Origin of the sequence: Candidatus Leptofilum sp. (genome assembly GCF_965223285.1) — a bacterium.
In the GTDB taxonomy this organism is placed as follows: domain Bacteria; phylum Chloroflexota; class Anaerolineae; order Promineifilales; family Promineifilaceae; genus Leptofilum.
Genome location: NZ_OZ244997.1, coordinates 4,034,330 through 4,049,807 on the forward strand (window position 1 = coordinate 4,034,330; position 15,478 = coordinate 4,049,807).

16 protein-coding genes are annotated in these 15,478 nt (G+C 52.2%); 6 read left to right on the plus strand and 10 right to left on the minus strand.

The genetic code is table 11. The annotated features are described in order from the left end of the window. Positions 1 to 37: 37 nt before the first annotated feature. The 4 genes from ACOQPU_RS18190 to ACOQPU_RS18205 form a co-directional block, all read right to left on the minus strand. On the minus strand, positions 38 to 1,663 hold the full coding sequence (locus ACOQPU_RS18190) for a hypothetical protein (protein ID WP_420641252.1): 1,626 nt from the start codon (positions 1,661 to 1,663) through the stop codon (positions 38 to 40). Between the two features lie 106 nt (positions 1,664 to 1,769). Further along, positions 1,770 to 2,165, minus strand: a complete 396-nt coding sequence (locus tag ACOQPU_RS18195) for an ACT domain-containing protein (protein ID WP_420641253.1) — start codon at positions 2,163 to 2,165, stop codon at positions 1,770 to 1,772. A 1-nt stretch (position 2,166) separates the two neighbouring features. After that, complete coding sequence (locus ACOQPU_RS18200) at positions 2,167 to 2,829, minus strand: histidine phosphatase family protein (RefSeq protein ID WP_420641254.1); 663 nt, start codon at positions 2,827 to 2,829, stop codon at positions 2,167 to 2,169. Between the two features lie 90 nt (positions 2,830 to 2,919). Continuing rightward, positions 2,920 to 3,534 (minus strand): hypothetical protein, encoded by a 615-nt coding sequence (locus ACOQPU_RS18205; protein ID WP_420641255.1) that lies wholly within the window; start codon positions 3,532 to 3,534, stop codon positions 2,920 to 2,922. A 143-nt stretch (positions 3,535 to 3,677) separates the two neighbouring features. Between ACOQPU_RS18205 and ACOQPU_RS18210 the strand changes: the two genes are divergently transcribed. After that, on the plus strand, positions 3,678 to 5,912 hold the full coding sequence (locus ACOQPU_RS18210) for an AAA family ATPase (protein ID WP_420641256.1): 2,235 nt from the start codon (positions 3,678 to 3,680) through the stop codon (positions 5,910 to 5,912). Positions 5,913 to 6,013: 101 nt separating this feature from the next. Here ACOQPU_RS18210 and ACOQPU_RS18215 read toward each other — a convergent pair whose 3' ends face one another. The 3 genes from ACOQPU_RS18215 to ade form a co-directional block, all read right to left on the minus strand. Continuing rightward, positions 6,014 to 6,661, minus strand: coding sequence for a DUF402 domain-containing protein (locus tag ACOQPU_RS18215; RefSeq protein WP_420641257.1), 648 nt, complete (start codon positions 6,659 to 6,661; stop codon positions 6,014 to 6,016). 2 nt (positions 6,662 to 6,663) lie between these two features. Beyond that, entirely contained in the window at positions 6,664 to 7,878 is a 1,215-nt protein-coding gene (locus ACOQPU_RS18220) for a M24 family metallopeptidase (RefSeq protein WP_420641258.1), read from the minus strand. 85 nt (positions 7,879 to 7,963) lie between these two features. Beyond that, positions 7,964 to 9,760, minus strand: a complete 1,797-nt coding sequence (gene ade, locus ACOQPU_RS18225) for an adenine deaminase (RefSeq protein WP_420641259.1) — start codon at positions 9,758 to 9,760, stop codon at positions 7,964 to 7,966. Positions 9,761 to 9,939: 179 nt separating this feature from the next. On the opposite strand from ade, the gene ACOQPU_RS18230 reads away from it, so the two are divergent. Next, the gene (locus tag ACOQPU_RS18230; protein ID WP_420641260.1) at positions 9,940 to 10,173 is read left to right on the plus strand and encodes a hypothetical protein; all 234 of its coding nucleotides are present in this window, start codon (positions 9,940 to 9,942) and stop codon (positions 10,171 to 10,173) included. After that, positions 10,170 to 10,454, plus strand: a complete 285-nt coding sequence (locus tag ACOQPU_RS18235; protein ID WP_420641261.1) for a type II toxin-antitoxin system YafQ family toxin — start codon at positions 10,170 to 10,172, stop codon at positions 10,452 to 10,454. Before ACOQPU_RS18230 ends, ACOQPU_RS18235 begins: the two co-directional genes overlap by 4 nt. Here the strand turns inward: ACOQPU_RS18235 and ACOQPU_RS18240 are convergent. The 3 genes from ACOQPU_RS18240 to ACOQPU_RS18250 form a co-directional block, all read right to left on the minus strand. Then, entirely contained in the window at positions 10,448 to 10,867 is a 420-nt protein-coding gene (locus ACOQPU_RS18240; RefSeq protein WP_420641262.1) for a hypothetical protein, read from the minus strand. The genes ACOQPU_RS18235 and ACOQPU_RS18240 overlap by 7 nt on opposite strands. Positions 10,868 to 10,919: 52 nt before the next feature. Continuing rightward, positions 10,920 to 11,378, minus strand: a complete 459-nt coding sequence (locus ACOQPU_RS18245) for a nucleotidyltransferase (RefSeq protein ID WP_420641263.1) — start codon at positions 11,376 to 11,378, stop codon at positions 10,920 to 10,922. Positions 11,379 to 11,613: 235 nt separating this feature from the next. Beyond that, positions 11,614 to 13,344 carry a proline--tRNA ligase gene (locus tag ACOQPU_RS18250; protein WP_420641264.1) on the minus strand — a complete coding sequence of 577 codons (1,731 nt, stop codon included), beginning with the start codon at positions 13,342 to 13,344 and terminating at the stop codon, positions 11,614 to 11,616. A 289-nt stretch (positions 13,345 to 13,633) separates the two neighbouring features. Between ACOQPU_RS18250 and ACOQPU_RS18255 the strand changes: the two genes are divergently transcribed. The 3 genes from ACOQPU_RS18255 (at position 13,634) to ACOQPU_RS18265 (ending at position 15,448) form a co-directional block, all read left to right on the plus strand. Continuing rightward, entirely contained in the window at positions 13,634 to 13,831 is a 198-nt protein-coding gene (locus ACOQPU_RS18255) for a hypothetical protein (RefSeq protein WP_420628768.1), read from the plus strand. 273 nt (positions 13,832 to 14,104) lie between these two features. Then, positions 14,105 to 14,458, plus strand: a complete 354-nt coding sequence (gene rplS / locus ACOQPU_RS18260; RefSeq protein ID WP_420641265.1) for a 50S ribosomal protein L19 — start codon at positions 14,105 to 14,107, stop codon at positions 14,456 to 14,458. A 231-nt stretch (positions 14,459 to 14,689) separates the two neighbouring features. Next, a complete protein-coding gene (locus tag ACOQPU_RS18265) occupies positions 14,690 to 15,448 on the plus strand; it encodes a gamma-glutamyl-gamma-aminobutyrate hydrolase family protein (protein WP_420641266.1) in 759 nt (252 codons plus the stop codon). The last annotated feature ends 30 nt before the right edge of the window (positions 15,449 to 15,478 follow it).

A 15,478-nucleotide genomic window follows, 5' to 3' on the forward strand; every position in this document is an offset into this window, starting at 1 on the left:
TATTCTTGCATGAGTCAGAAGTGAGGTATTGCTTTCGCTAGGAGGGTAACCAATTTAAGAATTCTGCTTTGATATTTGAGCCTTCCGAAAGGGAGAAGACTATCCTTATATTTTCTTCTTCTTGATTCTTGAGTGTCTCACGCAGGATTCCCAAGTGCTCATCAGCGATATAAACGTCTTCAAGCTCTATGTTAGCAACTCCGAGAGGAATAGGTATGCCAAACAACATTTCAGATATTTCAATTCCGCTCAAGTTTACTGGCATGGATTCTCCTTTTCCGAAGCTCTCAAGTACTTTTTCAGCAATCCCTCTATCTGACAATTCAATCATGTAAGCCTTCATACTAACTAGTAACCTGCCAGTTTTAAGACCCTCAAAAATAATGTGGATCGCCTTGAAGTCTTCATCAGTCAGATGGTCATCAGGAATAATAATTGGGACTCGAGTCTTGTTCTGGATAAAAGCCAGCTTTTCCACCAAATCAACCCAAAATGGATCTGGTTCTTTGGTTGAGCCAGCTGATATTTTTTGCTTCTGGAGTTCAAAACCAGTATCTAGATGCTCAATAGTAAGCGTACATCCGTTAGCAAGCACTTGTTGGAAATGGATTGCTTCTAAGGCTCGTTTGGGAGTTGTTCCATGGAGGGAGGCTTCATAATGAAGCATAAATTGATTTTTTTCTGAGTTAAACGCTAGGCTAATCTTCCAAGGTACAGGCTGGTCGTTATTTGAGAATGTAATCTCATGAGTTCCCGAGTGCAATTCCTTAAGATGAATATACTCAAATACAGCAGTCTCTTCTCCATGATTATCGGCTATGACTTTCACTAATAAGTATCGTGAAGAATTTTGAGATCCAAATGATACCTTCTCAATGCCTTCACCCGTCGGGTCAAGAAAGGGAATCAAAAAATCTGGAATATCAATATCCTCAATGTACTCTTTTGTTAGAGTTACGGGGGATCCTGTTTTCAAATGATGATCAAATTCTTCTCGCTTTTTTCGACCTTCAGGATTATCAGGAAATACAGGTTTCCCTAAAAGTGAAATTGGATGCTTTTTGATACTCTCTGGTCTTTTGGGTTCAATCAAAATTTCTGAACCTATTTCTGTAGTCTTAATGCTGAAACGGTAATCGTGACTTGCCTCTTTAAATACCTGCTGAACTTGGCGTAGCTTTTCCCACACGGCTCGTTGTGGTAAATGCCGTTCGATCAACTCCCAAAGTTTATCGCCGTTGATGAAGGTTGTTACATTTTTTTGGTTGGCATTTTCCAAAATACCTTCAAGAGCATGAAGAGCTTCTTTAGTAATTTCTTGTGATGAAACAACAAAGCAACGATTGACTCTTTGCTCTTGAGCAGTCACAGGATCCAAATAGGACTTGCCAAAACACTGTTCAATTTGGAATCGCACTTCGGCCGCGCTTGAATTACCTTTTGCCTGACCTGAAATCTTAGTCCTTTTTACAACAACGGCATAATTGACACGTTCACCAATATCTCCTGGCTTCCACATTAAAATGTCTTTGCCTTGTTCGAGAGTGCCCCCGTGATAGTGGTTTACATCCGAGAAACCCATTGCTTCAAATAAGGGAATCAAGACTGAAGTTCGCAGTTGATCCTCATTCATCTTAGCAAGTTGTTTTTGTGTTAATGACATAGAAGCACCTCCAAATTCTGGCAAGAATTATGCAAGTTCAGCATTTGAATTGGAAACGTGTAAACAAACTGCTAGAGATATTATTTATATGCCTGTGACGAGTATATTATGAAAACTCACGTAGTGAAGCTAATGCTTCTTTAGCACGGCCGTTTTGCACAAAAACGTGGTCGTGGTAGTAGGCGGCAATGACGTTGGCGCTGATGTTGTGTTCGGTGAGCTTGGTGGCGATGACGGCCGTTAACCCCACTGCCTCTAAACTGGAATGCACTGACAGGGTGATGCACCGGAACACGCCTTCATAAGCGATGCCGAATTGGCCTGCACGGTGTTTGGGAATAACCAGCGTAAGTCCCTCTACCTCCCTGAATGAAGCGACTGGTTCTAGTTCAGGATGGTCGCCGTATTTTGCCTGGGGGAAGGTGCAAAACACATATTCTTCATCGTGCAGCTTGGGTGCTAGCGTGGCCAGCATCTTGCTTAAATCAGTTTCGCCAGTCATCTTATTCGTCTACCAAGCCGAGTTTTTCGGGGATGTGGTTGGTGTCGAAGGGGCTAAGGAGGATACGGCCGTCTGCTTCAAAGCGCGTTTTTAAAATGGAGGCGTTGGGCATGGCCAACCCCCGCGAGAAGTTGAGATACCGCTCCATTGTGTGGCTATTCGCCTCGCGAAATCCAGACAAATGCATCCACAAATAAGCACGTAAAAAGAGACCGTGGCTAAACATCGCAATAAATGATTCAGACGCGTTGGAAATTTGTTCATCCATCTCGCGCACACGCGTCATCATCTCGATAAAAGATTCCCCCTCGCCATCTTCTTTTTCAAGCGGATCCATGCGGTGCCAATAGTCGCGGGCGGCTGGCCAGCGCTGCTCCCCGGTGGTGCCATCGTACCTGTCTGGGTGCAGGTAGCTAAATTCGTGAATGGGCCATTCGGCGACGGGGATTGGATTGAAGCGATTGATGGTGGGAACGGCCGTTTGTCGGGCGCGAATGTAGGGCGAGACCACAATCAAATCTGGCTTGCGGGTAAACGCCTGCGCTACATATTCTGCTTCTCGGTGCCCCTTTGCCGTCAACTCCGATGCTGCCGGATGCGTCGTGGGCAAATTTGCATTCGACACGCTCTCCCCATGCCGGATGAACCAAACTTCTTTACTCATTTTCCCTTCCTAAAATGACGGTAACTGGGTAATTTGGTAATTGAGTAATTGGACGGCGAAATTGACTCGCCAATTACTCAATTACTTGGCTTACGGATTCACATACGATTCTACCAAATTTACCAGTTGATCATCGGGCAAACCATACCGTTCTTCTACCAAATCTTCACCGGGGCCGATGGAGAACATCACAAACGAGGGGCATTCGTCCATGAAGGTTTCGATTGTTTCTGTGCCAACGACCTCGCCCGTTTTGGCAGCATAGATGGTTAGTTCATAGACGGCATCGTAAATTTCTACCGTGCCGTCGCGGTTCTCATCGTCGATTTCGTACCCTTCGCAGGTGTCTACCAGGGTGGTTTCGGTGCGGGCCAGGCAGCCGACGAGTTCAATGTCGCTAAATGGTTGGTCAACGGCCGTTGTCCACGCCTCTGGAATATCCGTTTGGGACGGGAACATGATGTCATAAATGTCGCCATCGAATGAGTTTTGGTTGTATAGGGCAATTTTGTGTAGACCGCTACCGCTGGCATCATAATCAGCTGCGGCTTCAATGATAGTGCCGGTACACAACCCGGCCAGGTGGAAACTTTTTAGCTCTGCTGGGTCGCTAGGTGGCGCATTTCCGCCACCACCGTCTCCGCCGCAAGCCGCCGCGCCAAGGCCAATGAGTAAAAAGAATACGAGCATGAACGATTTTTTCATGAGTTGCCTCCTGAGCATTTGAAATTGATTTCATTTACAAGTGGACATTATCGGCAAAATATGACGACTCAACTGTAAATGTGTTGACAACATAGCAAAAACGGCTGTTTGGAAACCCCCTCTCAATTGGCTACAATGCAGGCATGGATCTGTTTGCACATGGCCGTAAATCCCAAATTGAAAAAGAGTCCCCGCTGGCCAACCGGATGCGCCCGCGCACGCTGGACGAATATGTGGGCCAGACGCACATCATGGGGCCGGGACGGTTGCTGCGCCGTGCCATCCAGGCAGATCAACTATCCTCGCTCATTTTTTACGGGCCGCCCGGCACCGGTAAAACGACGCTGGCGATGGTCATTGCTAATACAACCGAGAGCCATTTCATTACGATTAACGCGGTGCTGGCGGGGGTAAAAGAGATTCGGGAGGCGATTGCCACGGCGCAAGAGCGGCGCAATTTATATGGCCAGCGCACCACGCTATTTGTGGATGAGGTGCATCGCTGGAACAAAGCCCAGCAGGATGCCTTGCTGCCTCACGTAGAAAATGGCACCATCATTTTGATTGGCGCTACGACCGAGAATCCGTACTTTGAGGTGAACAAAGCCCTGGTCAGCCGCAGCCGCATTTTCCAGCTGCGGCCGCTTACCCAAGATGATTTGCGGCAAATTGCCCAACAAGCCCTCAACGCTCCCGAGCGGGGTTACGGCGGCCTGAACGTACAGATCGAGCCAGACGCGCTGGACCATTTGGTAGATGTGGCCAACGGAGATGCACGTGGCGTGCTAAATGCGCTTGAGTTGGCGGTAGAGACGACGGAAAAGGGGGAGGACGGCCGTATCCACATCACCCTTGCAGTCGCCGAAGAATCTATCCAGCGTCGCGCCGTTCTCTACGACAAAGAGGGGGATGTCCATTACGACACTATCTCCGCCTTCATTAAAAGCCTGCGCGGCTCCGACCCGGATGCAGCTCTCTACTGGATGGCCAAAATGGTATACGCGGGCGAAGACCCCCGCTTCATCTTTCGCCGGATGACCATTTTTGCCGGGGAAGATGTGGGGCTGGCCGATCCGCAAGCGATGGGCGTGGTGACAAGCTGCTGGCAAGCGTTCGAGCGCATCGGGATGCCTGAAGGGCGCTTCCCGCTGGCGCAGGCGTGCATTTATCTGGCCACCGCGCCAAAATCTAATTCTGCTTTTGCCTTCTTCGACGCCCTCAGCAGCGTGGAAAAAGAGCAGGAAGCCGACGTGCCAAATCATTTGAAAGATGGCAATCGGGACAAGGAAGGCTTTGGCCACGGCCAAGGCTACCTCTACCCACATGCCTACCGCGACCATTGGGTGGCGCAGCAATATTTGCCCGACGCGCTGCAAGGCAAAATGTTTTATGAGCCGAGCGACCAAGGGCACGAGCGGCAAATTCGGGACGAGGTGGCAAGGAAGCGGGAGGCACAATTGGCAGCGATGCTGGAAAGTGGAGACCAAAGATTGGAGATTGGGGAGATTTATACGACCAGTCCCAAAAATAAGGGCAAAGAGGCGTGGCTCCAGCGGACGATTTCGCAGGCGGGGCAATCGCTGGGGCAGCAGCGAGAGCGATTGTTTGAGCTAGCGGCTGTGCAGCGGCACCATCTGGTGCTGGACGTGAATGCGGGTAGCGGTTTGCTCACCTGGGAAGCCGTGCGCCGCGCCCCTGAAGGCGGCGTCTACGCCCTGGCCACAGCCATCACCGACGGCGAAGCCCTGCGCCAACAGGCCGAACGTCTGCCCGAATTGGAACGGCCGTTCATCCTCATCGGCGATCTCACAGAATTAAACACCCTGCTCACCCTCCGCGGCGAAGACGATCTGCGCTTTGACCGCATCCTTGCCCGCAACCCAATTACCCTATTACTCAATTACCCAATTACAGAACTGTTTACCCCGCTCAAGGAAAGATTGGCTGCGGACGGCCGTTTCTGCCTCATCCAAACCATCCCCAAGCACGGCCAGCGACTGTATCAACTGGTGGATTGGTCTGGCGAGACAAAGACGCTGGCAAAGAAAGTCGCAAAAGCCGAGGAGGCAATCTACGCCGAGGCCAGCGATCCGCTGGTGAACTGGGATGAAAGTGACGTGCGGGCTGGTTTGGAAAATGCTGGCTTCACCATCGCTACCCAGCAGCTCGACCGCGAAAAGGGTCAGCGGCGGCTCACCAAGGGGCATTTGGAGCGTTGGTTTGGTACAGATGGGGATGGCACATACGGCCGTCGCCTACTTGAAGGTGGCTTAAGCGAGAAAGAAGTGGCAAAAGTGCATTCCCTGTATAAACGGCAGTTGGAAGAGCAGATAGTGAGGTGGGAAACGGCCGTGCTCTATACGGCCGCCACTGCTTAACAAATCATCTCCCACGTTTCATTCCCAACGGAGTAAGGAATCTTTTAGGAGACAGTAGAAAGGTTTCTCCCTTTGGTCGAAATGACAGTTTAGGTTAATTTTTAGGCGAGGGCGGCATCTGTGCCAAAGTCGGCATTCCAGTTAGCAGGGAGTGGACACGGTTGCCATGCGTCGGGGGGTAGCCAATTTTCCCAACCTTGGTCAAATGGGGCGGTTTTGTGTTGAAAACGGTAGATAAATTCTTCACCAGCGGCGCGAACGGCCGTTTGATGCGCCACTGAATCAATTCCCAGTTCCAAACGCTGGGCAAACTCCGCTTCATCTTTCCAGCGCCAGGTGCTATCTGGGCTGGCAACCACATCCAGCCCGTAATCGCGGGTGTCAATCCCCAGAGGTGTTCGCACAAACGGTGCTTCCAGATTGCCATACCAGGCAGAAAATTGCCCATTCTCGGCAAAAAATAGCCAGATGGAGAACGCTTTGCCCGGCAAATAGAGCCGGACCGTGTTGGTATGCCAGATGCGTTCCTTGTGTTGCCGTTGGCTTGAGGGTTTGATGGTGGCAACGGCCGTTACCCTCTCCCCCTCTGGCACCACCCAATTGTCCATAAACCGGGTTCCCGCGGGCACGTAAGTGGCCAGCAAATCCTCATCACGAATGACAATAGCCGGAATCGCCATCGCCACGCTCCCATCAGAGCGGGCAATGTAGCGAATAACGATGGTCTCACCAAAGTTCCATTCCTTCACGGCTAACTTTTGATGTAGCGCAGTGCGGTTTGGGCGTTGCTGAGGTATTCGACGCCGGATCCGGTAACCAGGACGTCTTCTTCTAGACTCATGATGCCTCGATTTGGAACCTTGACATGCAGTTCCAGCGTGAAGATGTTGCCCACCTCCACTGGCAGCTCGCAAATGCCTGCGTACCGCTCCCAGCGTGGCCCCAGCACCGTCGCACCGTCGTGCGCCACGCGGCCCAGCAGGTGGCCAAAGGCGTGCATGTATTCCGGGTAGCCATTGTCCACAATGAAGTCGCGGGCGGCTTCGTCTACTTGCCAGCCGGGGGTACCGGGGGTGAGCATGGATTCGCCTGCTTTGATCGCCCCATAAACCACGTCGAAGGCATGCTGCACGTCAGCCGGGGCTTCCGTTTCGCCGTCGTCCAGCACGTACCACATCCGCTGGACGTCGGAGCAGTAGTCGTTTTGGCGGATGCCCAAATCCAGGTGCAGGGTGTGCCCTTTTTCCAGGACCACGTCCCCGGCGGCAGCGTGCCCCACGGGCGAATCTGGCCCACAGGTAACGATGGGGTTGAATGGCTTCGGCCAGGCGTAGCCCAGACCCATCTCGTCGATACGGCCGCGTACAAATTCGGCAATCTGACGCTGGGTCATGCCCGGTTTGGCAAACTGTTCTACTTCGTTGAAGAGGGCTTCGGTGGTAGCAACGGCCGTTCTTACCCGCGCAATCTCCTCAGTACTCTTGCGCCCGCGCACCGCCGCAATGATCTTTTCTGCCGAGATGAACCGATCGGCATACGGCGTGCCCGCTAAATAGCTTTGCAAGCTCAGGAACAGGCCGTGGCTCAGGCCGTCGGCCGCCACGTCATTTTCTGAGTAGTTAAGGGCAATTTGGCGCGGATTTTTCTCTGTTAGAACGGCACGCAAATGCTCCGCAATGCCCTGGTCGTAGCCGATGATTTGAGTGTAAACGCCAAGCTGCTCCACGTTTTCTCGGTCGAATCGACCCACAATAGAAACATGCGCCCCATCCCGGCAAATGATGAAGGCAGACTCCCAGGTCACGTCTACATCGGCGATGAGTTCCAGGGTGGGGTCGGGCGAGAGAGTGGTTTCGCGGGCAAAAGTCAGCCACAAATCCACGTCCAGTTCATTGAGAATCTGAGTGGCTTGAGCCACTTTTTCTGCCACTAATTTTTTATTGTCGAATATTATTTGATTTGTCACAAGTCTCTCCACTATCGAATATCAGGCAATTTTTGTGGGATCAGGGTTGCTAAAGCCGCATCTGACGATGCTCACTCCGCCGGGTTTAGACGAACAGGTCCACGACTTCAAATTTGTTCACGTCCACCAGCCCCAAATCGGAAATGCGCAGATCGGGGATGACGACGAGAGCTAGCAGGCTAAGCTGCATGTAGGCGTTGTTGAGGGTGCAGCCGCACTCTGCCATTGCCGCCACCATGCGGGCTGCTTTGTCGGCCACCACTTCCGCCCGCTCGTTGGACATTAGCCCCGCGATGGGCAGCTCCACCAGGGCAATTTCGGCATCATCCTTGAAGACAACCACGCCGCCGCCAACCTCGCCCAAGCGATTGGCGGCCAGGGCCATGTTGCTTTTGCTAGTGCCTACCACAATCATGTGGTGGCTGTCGTGGGCCACGGTGGTGGCGATGCCGCAGCGGGCATCAAAGCCAAAGCCGGTGACAAAGCCGTTCACCACGCCGCCCGTGGCCTGATGCCGCTCGACCAGAGCGATTTGGGCCACATCCAGCCGCGTATCTAGCTGCACCAGCCCATCTGCTACGGGCAATACGCGCTCCTCGGCGCGAGTGGGGGCCTGGTTTTCCACCACGCCAATCGTGCGCACTTTGGCTCTCTTTTTGCCTGCTGGGGCGTGGATGTTGAATGATTCGGCGGTGAGTTCCTTGCCCAGCTTGATGGTGTTTTTGGCGAAGTCGGGGTAGCTGTAGGGGGGGAGATCGGTGGCGAGACGGCCGTTTTCCGCCAAAATCTCTCCATTCGCAATCACCACTTCAATTGGCAGACTCACCAAATCGCTGCTGATGACGATGTCGGCGTAGCGGCCGGGCGTAATTGAGCCAATATCTTTTTCCACGCCAAAATGCTGCGCGGTGTTGAGCGTGGCCATCTGGATGGCGGTGATGGGCTTGAGGCCCTGGGCGATGGCGTGGCGCACGACGCGGTTCATGTGACCGTCGTTTACCAGCGTGCCGGAGTGGCTGTCGTCGGTGCAGAGGATAAAGTTGCGGCTGTCGAGCCCCTGCTCGGTGATCGCTTTCACCTGGCTGGCGACGTCATACCAGGCGGAGCCGAGGCGTAGCATCGCCTTCATGCCCTGCCGCACGCGGGCGATGGCGTCTTCCACGCGGGTGCCTTCGTGGTCGTCGGCTGGGCCGCCAGCGACGTAACCGTGAAACGGTAGACCGAGGTCTAGCGAGGCATAATGGCCGCCAATCACCTTGCCCGCCTTCATCGTTTCCGCCATCTCGGCGTGCATCTTGGCGTCGCTCATGAAGACGCCAGGGAAGTTCATCATCTCGCCCAGGCCGATGATGCCCGGCCACTGCATCGCCTCGGCCACTTCAGCGGGGCCGATGGACGCACCGGGCGTTTCCAGGCCGGGGGCGCTGGGGACGCAGCTGGGCATCTGCACATAAACGTTGACCGGCAGTGTTTGCGCCTCATCGTGCATCAACTTCACGCCGGGCAGGCCCAACACGTTGGCAATTTCGTGGGGATCGATGAACATGCTGGTGGTGCCGTGGGGGATGACGGCGCGGGCAAATTCGGTCACGGTGACCATGCCGCTTTCAACGTGCATGTGGGCGTCGCACAGGCCAGGGATGAGGTAACGGCCGTTCCCCGCAATAAGCTTCGTGTTTTCCCCAATCGTGTGGCTGGCATCCGGGCCGACGTAAGCGATACGGCCGTCTTTCACCGCCACATCTGTGTTGGGAATAATTTCGCCGCTGTGAACGTTGACCCAACGGCCGTTTTGGATGACGAGATCGGCGCTCTGCCGCCCCATTGCTACATCTACGAGATTGGTTGCCACAGCGTGCCACGGTTGTCGTTTGGTTGTCATTGCACTCTCCACGATTGGTTCAGTTTTTAGTGAGAATTGGCGGGTATTATAGCAGGGAAAATAAGTGATTTTAGGTGTAATTTTATACGAAGGCACGAAGGGTGAAAGGAACGAAGAAAAAATAAAATATATGCTATACTTTGCCCCAACAAAGTGAACTGGCGAGAATGAGGTGATTTATGAACACAATCAGCCTGAATGAAGTTTTAGAAACTGTTATGCAGTTGCCCCCAGAACAGCAAGAGATGTTGATTGATATTGTGCGCCATCGCCAGATTGAGCGGTGGCGACAAGAGATTGCTGAAGATGCGCAACAATCGTTGGCCGCTTATCATGCAGGTGAGTATAAGCCTCAATCCGCTGTTCAGGTAATCAGAGAGCTTCGTCTTGATTTAGATGAGGATGATGAATGAGAGAACTTGTCCTCACGCCCAAATTCAAGCGTGCCTTTCGCAAATTCACCAGACGCAACGCCAAACTTCAACAGCAAATTGAAAAAACTTTGATTGAAATGGAAGCTGACGTGTTTGCCTCCTCTTTAAGTACGCATAAATTGAGTGGCAATTTGTATGGGCTATGGGCATGTTCTTGTGGGTATGATTGCCGCATTGTTTTTTCGATTGAATCAGGGGAGTCAAGCGAAAAAGAGGTAATTGTGCTGCTAGATATTGGCACTCATGACGAAGTTTATTGATTGAGAGTGGCCAAGTTTATACGGCCGTTCCACACCCCCTCAACAATACTCTCCGCCTCCAACTGACAGCCCTGCGCCCCAATGGGAAACAAAAAGTAGACTGGCACCCCCAGCGTGTAGGCCATCGCCGCTTCCATCAGCGTGTTGGCCCCGATGTAGCCGTTGGTGCCGTTTTTGGGATAGTTAGTGATGAGAACAGCCGTTGACCCCCGAATCTTATCAAGATGCTCATCAATGTACGCCTTCTTAACCTGAAGTTGCTCCTGAGCAGTTACACTTTCCCATCGAAACCCAGCTTCTTCTCGCTGTGGTGTGTGAACCGTCCAGCCAGCGGCTACTAACTTTGCGGCAATGGATTCCATCTCTTCAATAAACTGCATTGAGCCGCAAAGGGTCAGCACCTGTTGGGTCATTTATTGGTTGCTCCTGAAATGAGGACGGCCGTTTACTAGCAAAACACAATAATTATCCTTGCTCGGCAGCCTGTTCAAGTGAATCTGCATCAAGTAAATCTTGTGGTCGCCCTGCGGCTCGTTTGGCACGAATGAGGTCTTCTCTGGAAATAATTGTGACCGAAACATCGTCGAATTGAACTTCAATGCGACGCTTCCATGCTTCATCAAATTCAACCCCCGGAATGCCCATTAAAATGTCTACACGGACTGGTGGAACACCCATTTGGTAAAAATAGCCTTCTTCGGAGAAATCTTTGGGAGACATGCCTTCAAGGGGTGCGCCAAATTCTTTTAAGGCGGCAAAGACAGCTTCGGCATTGTCCGGGTGGGTGCTAATCCAAAGGTCTAAATCTTTGGTAAAGCGGGGTTCGGTGTATTGAACAACAGCATACCCGCCAATGACCATATATTTAACGTTGTTGGTTTTGAAAAGATTCAACAGATCGCTGAAGTCGGTGTTGACGAACATCGTGGCCTTTTACCCTGTACGCATGAACAATCAATTCCCAGGTGGCATCAAACCTAGCTTGTGGAGATTGGCTTTGCCAAAATAGAAAATCGAATGAACGGTCTAACTTTTTTAGCCGACCTCTCCGCTCCATTTTTATTTTTTGCATGGGCAAATTATACCATACTGAATGCAAAAACGGCCGCTTCCCTCAGGAAAACGGCCGTTCCAATCACCAATCTTTACTCCCCAATCGCTAAATCTTCTCACCCAAAAACGCCATTAGCCCATCAAGCGGTATATCCTGCCGATCTTTCTCGCTGCGGCGCTTCACCTCAACCTTGCCCTCTTTCAGGCCGCGCCCGCCCACGGCGATGCGCCAGGGGATGCCGATCAGGTCGGCGTCGTTGAACTTGACGCCAGCACTACCTTCACGATCATCGTACAGAACCTCGTAGCCAGCGCGAGTGAGGTCAGTGTACAGTTTTTCGGCCGCTTCGCGCACATTGTCCCCCTTGCCCAGATACATCAAATGAATCTGGTACGGGGCCACGCTGTCTGGCCAGATGATGCCATAATCATCGTGGTGCAGCTCTACGATTGTGGCCATCAGCCGGTCCAGGCCAATGCCATAGGAGCCCATGAAAATGAACTGCGGCTTACCGTTTTCATCTAGATAGGTGGCGTTGGTGGCGGCACTGTAGCGCGTGCCCAGCTTAAAGCAGTGTCCGGCCTCGATGCAGCGGCGGGCCACCAGGCGGCTGCCGTTGGGCGCTTTGTGCCCCGTGTCTGCCTGGGCAATGTCGGCCATTTGGCTGATGGCGTGGTCGCGCGGATAGTTGGCCCCCGTGTAATGATAGCCGTCGTCGTTGGCCCCCACCACAAAGTTACCGCCCGCTTCAATCGACAAATCTGCCAACACATACACGCCAGGCGATTCCATGTCCGGTGCAATCTCTAGGCCGATGGGGGAGGCGTAGCCGGGCGTTGCCCCTGCGACCACAATTTCTTCATCGGTGGCGGGACGCAGGACGCCGCCGCCCAGGGCGTTGACCATTTTGACCTCGTTCACATCCAAATCGCCGCGAACCAGACCAAAAATGAAACGGCCGTCTTCCTCACGACCCACCGCAGGCGACCACCAGTAGAAAACGGCTTTGAGCGTCTGGCTGGTGGGTACGCCGATAAATTCGGCTACCTGAGCAATGGTTTTGCAATCTGGCGTGGCTACTTTGGTCAGCGGGGCCAGTTCGGCGGGTTTTTCACCTTCCCGAATGAATTCGGCCGCTTCCACATTGGCCGAGTAGCTGCCGTCTTCCGAGGTGATGTAGGTGTCTTCGCCGCCATCGTGCGGCACCACAAATTCATGGGACGTTTTGCCCCCCATCGCGCCTACGTCGGCGTTGATGGCCACGGCTGGCGTGCCGGCGCGCTCAAAGACATTGTAATATGCCTGGAGCATCTTGGGGTAAAAGTCGTCGAGGGCTTCTTCGCTGGTGTCCAGGCTATAAGCATCTTTCATGATGAATTCGCGCAGACGCATCAGGCCACCACGGGCGCGGGGTTCGTCGCGGAACTTTTTGCTGATGTGGTAAACCAGCTTGGGCAGGTCACGGTAGCTTTCAATCTCGCGCAGTGCCAAGTCTACCACCACCTCTTCATGCGTGGCAGAGAGGGCGTATTCGCGCCCGCCGCCTGCTTTGACTTTCATGAGTACATCTACAGTGTCCCAACGGCCTGTGGCCTGCCAGGTGGCAGCGGGATGAATGTTGGGCATCCACATTTCTTGCCCGCCAATAGCATCCATTTCTTCGGCCAGGATGTTCCAGATTTTGCGCAGGACGCGATAGCCAAACGGCATGTAGGTGTAGATGCCAGCCCCCAACGGCCGTACGAAATTGGCTCGGATCAGCAGTTGGTGACTGATCAGTTCGGCGTCGGCGGGGGCTTCTCGTAATGTTTTGCCAAATGCTTGTGATAAACGCATAAAAATTCCTGTATTATTTGTAAATTTTGGTCTAATTAAGGCGGCAACGGTGAAGTATAACAGTCAACAAATTGGGCGTCAAAGTAGGGGAATAGTCTTAATTTTTGATGATTACAGGAGAGAAAGGGGTGATTTTAAGGTTAAACTCCTTGCCAAATTCGCAAACTTGTTCTACTATTTTCAGCCGTTGCCTCTCGTGGCAATATTTACAGAGGCATAAAGCAAACCTCATGCTGACCCTTTTTACCCAATCAGCATGGAAATTCTATTTGTACAAGGAAGGAAAAAAATGGCATTTAGTTTTACAAACTCAAAAGATCGCACCTACTATCTCCATCGCAAAGACACAACGTTGAAAAACGGCCGTACCCAAACAATCTACTTTTTCGCCAAAGAAATTAAAGATGGTGCCCTGGACGCAGTGCCAGACGGATACATGGTATCTGAAAGTCGCAACGGGCTGCCCGTACTGAAGAAAGCTGCCTAAGAAACGGCCGTAACAAGATCAAAGAAAGCTCCAACTTTTTGTTGGGGCTTTTTTTTGATCCTTGCGTTTTATCTGTTCGCTTCCCTTCAGTTTTGGTTTGGCGAACAGTTTTTACCAGGAAGGATGAATATTTCTTGCTAACCAGCGGCTGTCGTGTTATATTTTCTCTCCTGGCCCGCTTGGCGGGCTATCTTTATGCTATACGATTTACAAACAGCCTAAGTGCTGCTGAAAGTTGAAAATTTCGCGGTTTTTGCCGCTGGAGATGGGACAATGTCTGATTTATTATTGAAAGCTTTTGACCAACAAAAAGAAGATTTGCCAGAACTGCATGTTGGCGATGACGTGACGGTGCACGTACGCATTAACGTGGGAGAGCGGAACGAGCGTTCTCAGATTGTTCGTGGCACCATTATTCGCCTGCGCCGCGATGGCAATAACCGCAACTTCACGGTGCGCCGCATTGCTTCTAACGGCATCGGTGTAGAGCGTACTTTTTTGCTAAACTCCCCTCGCATCGAGAAAATTGATGTGCATCGCCATGCTGTTGTGCGTCAATCCAATCTGTACTTTTTGCGTGACCGCACAGGCAAGTCGGCACGTCTGCGCGAGCGTCGGGTTTTCTAAGAGTAAAGATTTTGCCGAGCAACGGCCGTCTTCGTATTCGTAGATGGTTTGGTTCGGTTGAATTGGTGCCGCCAACCCAGATAGTCTATCTGGCACCAAAAACTGGGTGGAAGCCACGTCGCTTTCACCCTTTTTTGTTACCTGCATCTGGCAAGTTAATATGAAATGACAGCCAGAATGGGTATCCTCACTACCACAATAATTTATTGGCCGCATATTTTGGAGTAACGCATGACCTTAACCAGACGGAAACCGCTCATTGGATGCACGACCTACCGTAAAATTTCTCACCAAACGCCGCCTATCAATTTGCTGGGTTTGATGCCAGCATACTTGGAGGCTATTGTCGCCGCGGGTGGGGTGCCAGTGATGATTCCATTAGGGCTGGCTGACAACGATCTGCGCGAGATTATTCAGCAGATGGATGGCATTTTGTTGCCTGGTGGCGGAGACATTCAGCCGGCCGCTTACCATGGCAATGGGCATCCGACTGTGATTGATGTTGATGAAGATCGAGATCGGGTGGAAATAACGGTGGCGCGCACGGCCGTTGCGCAACAAAAGCCGCTCCTGGCCATCTGCCGGGGAATGCAGGTGTTGAATGTCGCTTTGGGCGGATCGCTTTGGGAGGATGTGGAGCTATTGATGCCCCAGGCGATGCACCATGAATATGTGAACAGCCATCCTCGCAACCATTTGGCTCACAACGTCACCATCGAACCAGATTCATTGCTGGCACGGCAGCTAGAACGTACCGAAACGGCCGTTAACAGTTTGCACCACCAAGGTGTTCGGCAGTTGGCAGATGCGCTTCGGGCAACGGCCGTTGCCCCCGATGGCCTCATCGAAGGGGTAGAAGTCATTGAGCATCCTTATGCCGTTGGCGTGCAGTGGCACCCGGAAAACCTCATCCACAACGTCCCGCACATGCTGGGGCTTTTCCAAGGGTTGGTGGAAGCAGCTTCGCAGCCGGTTATCAGTTTTCAGTAGGCCGGTAATCAGTTATTCAGTTTGATAGTG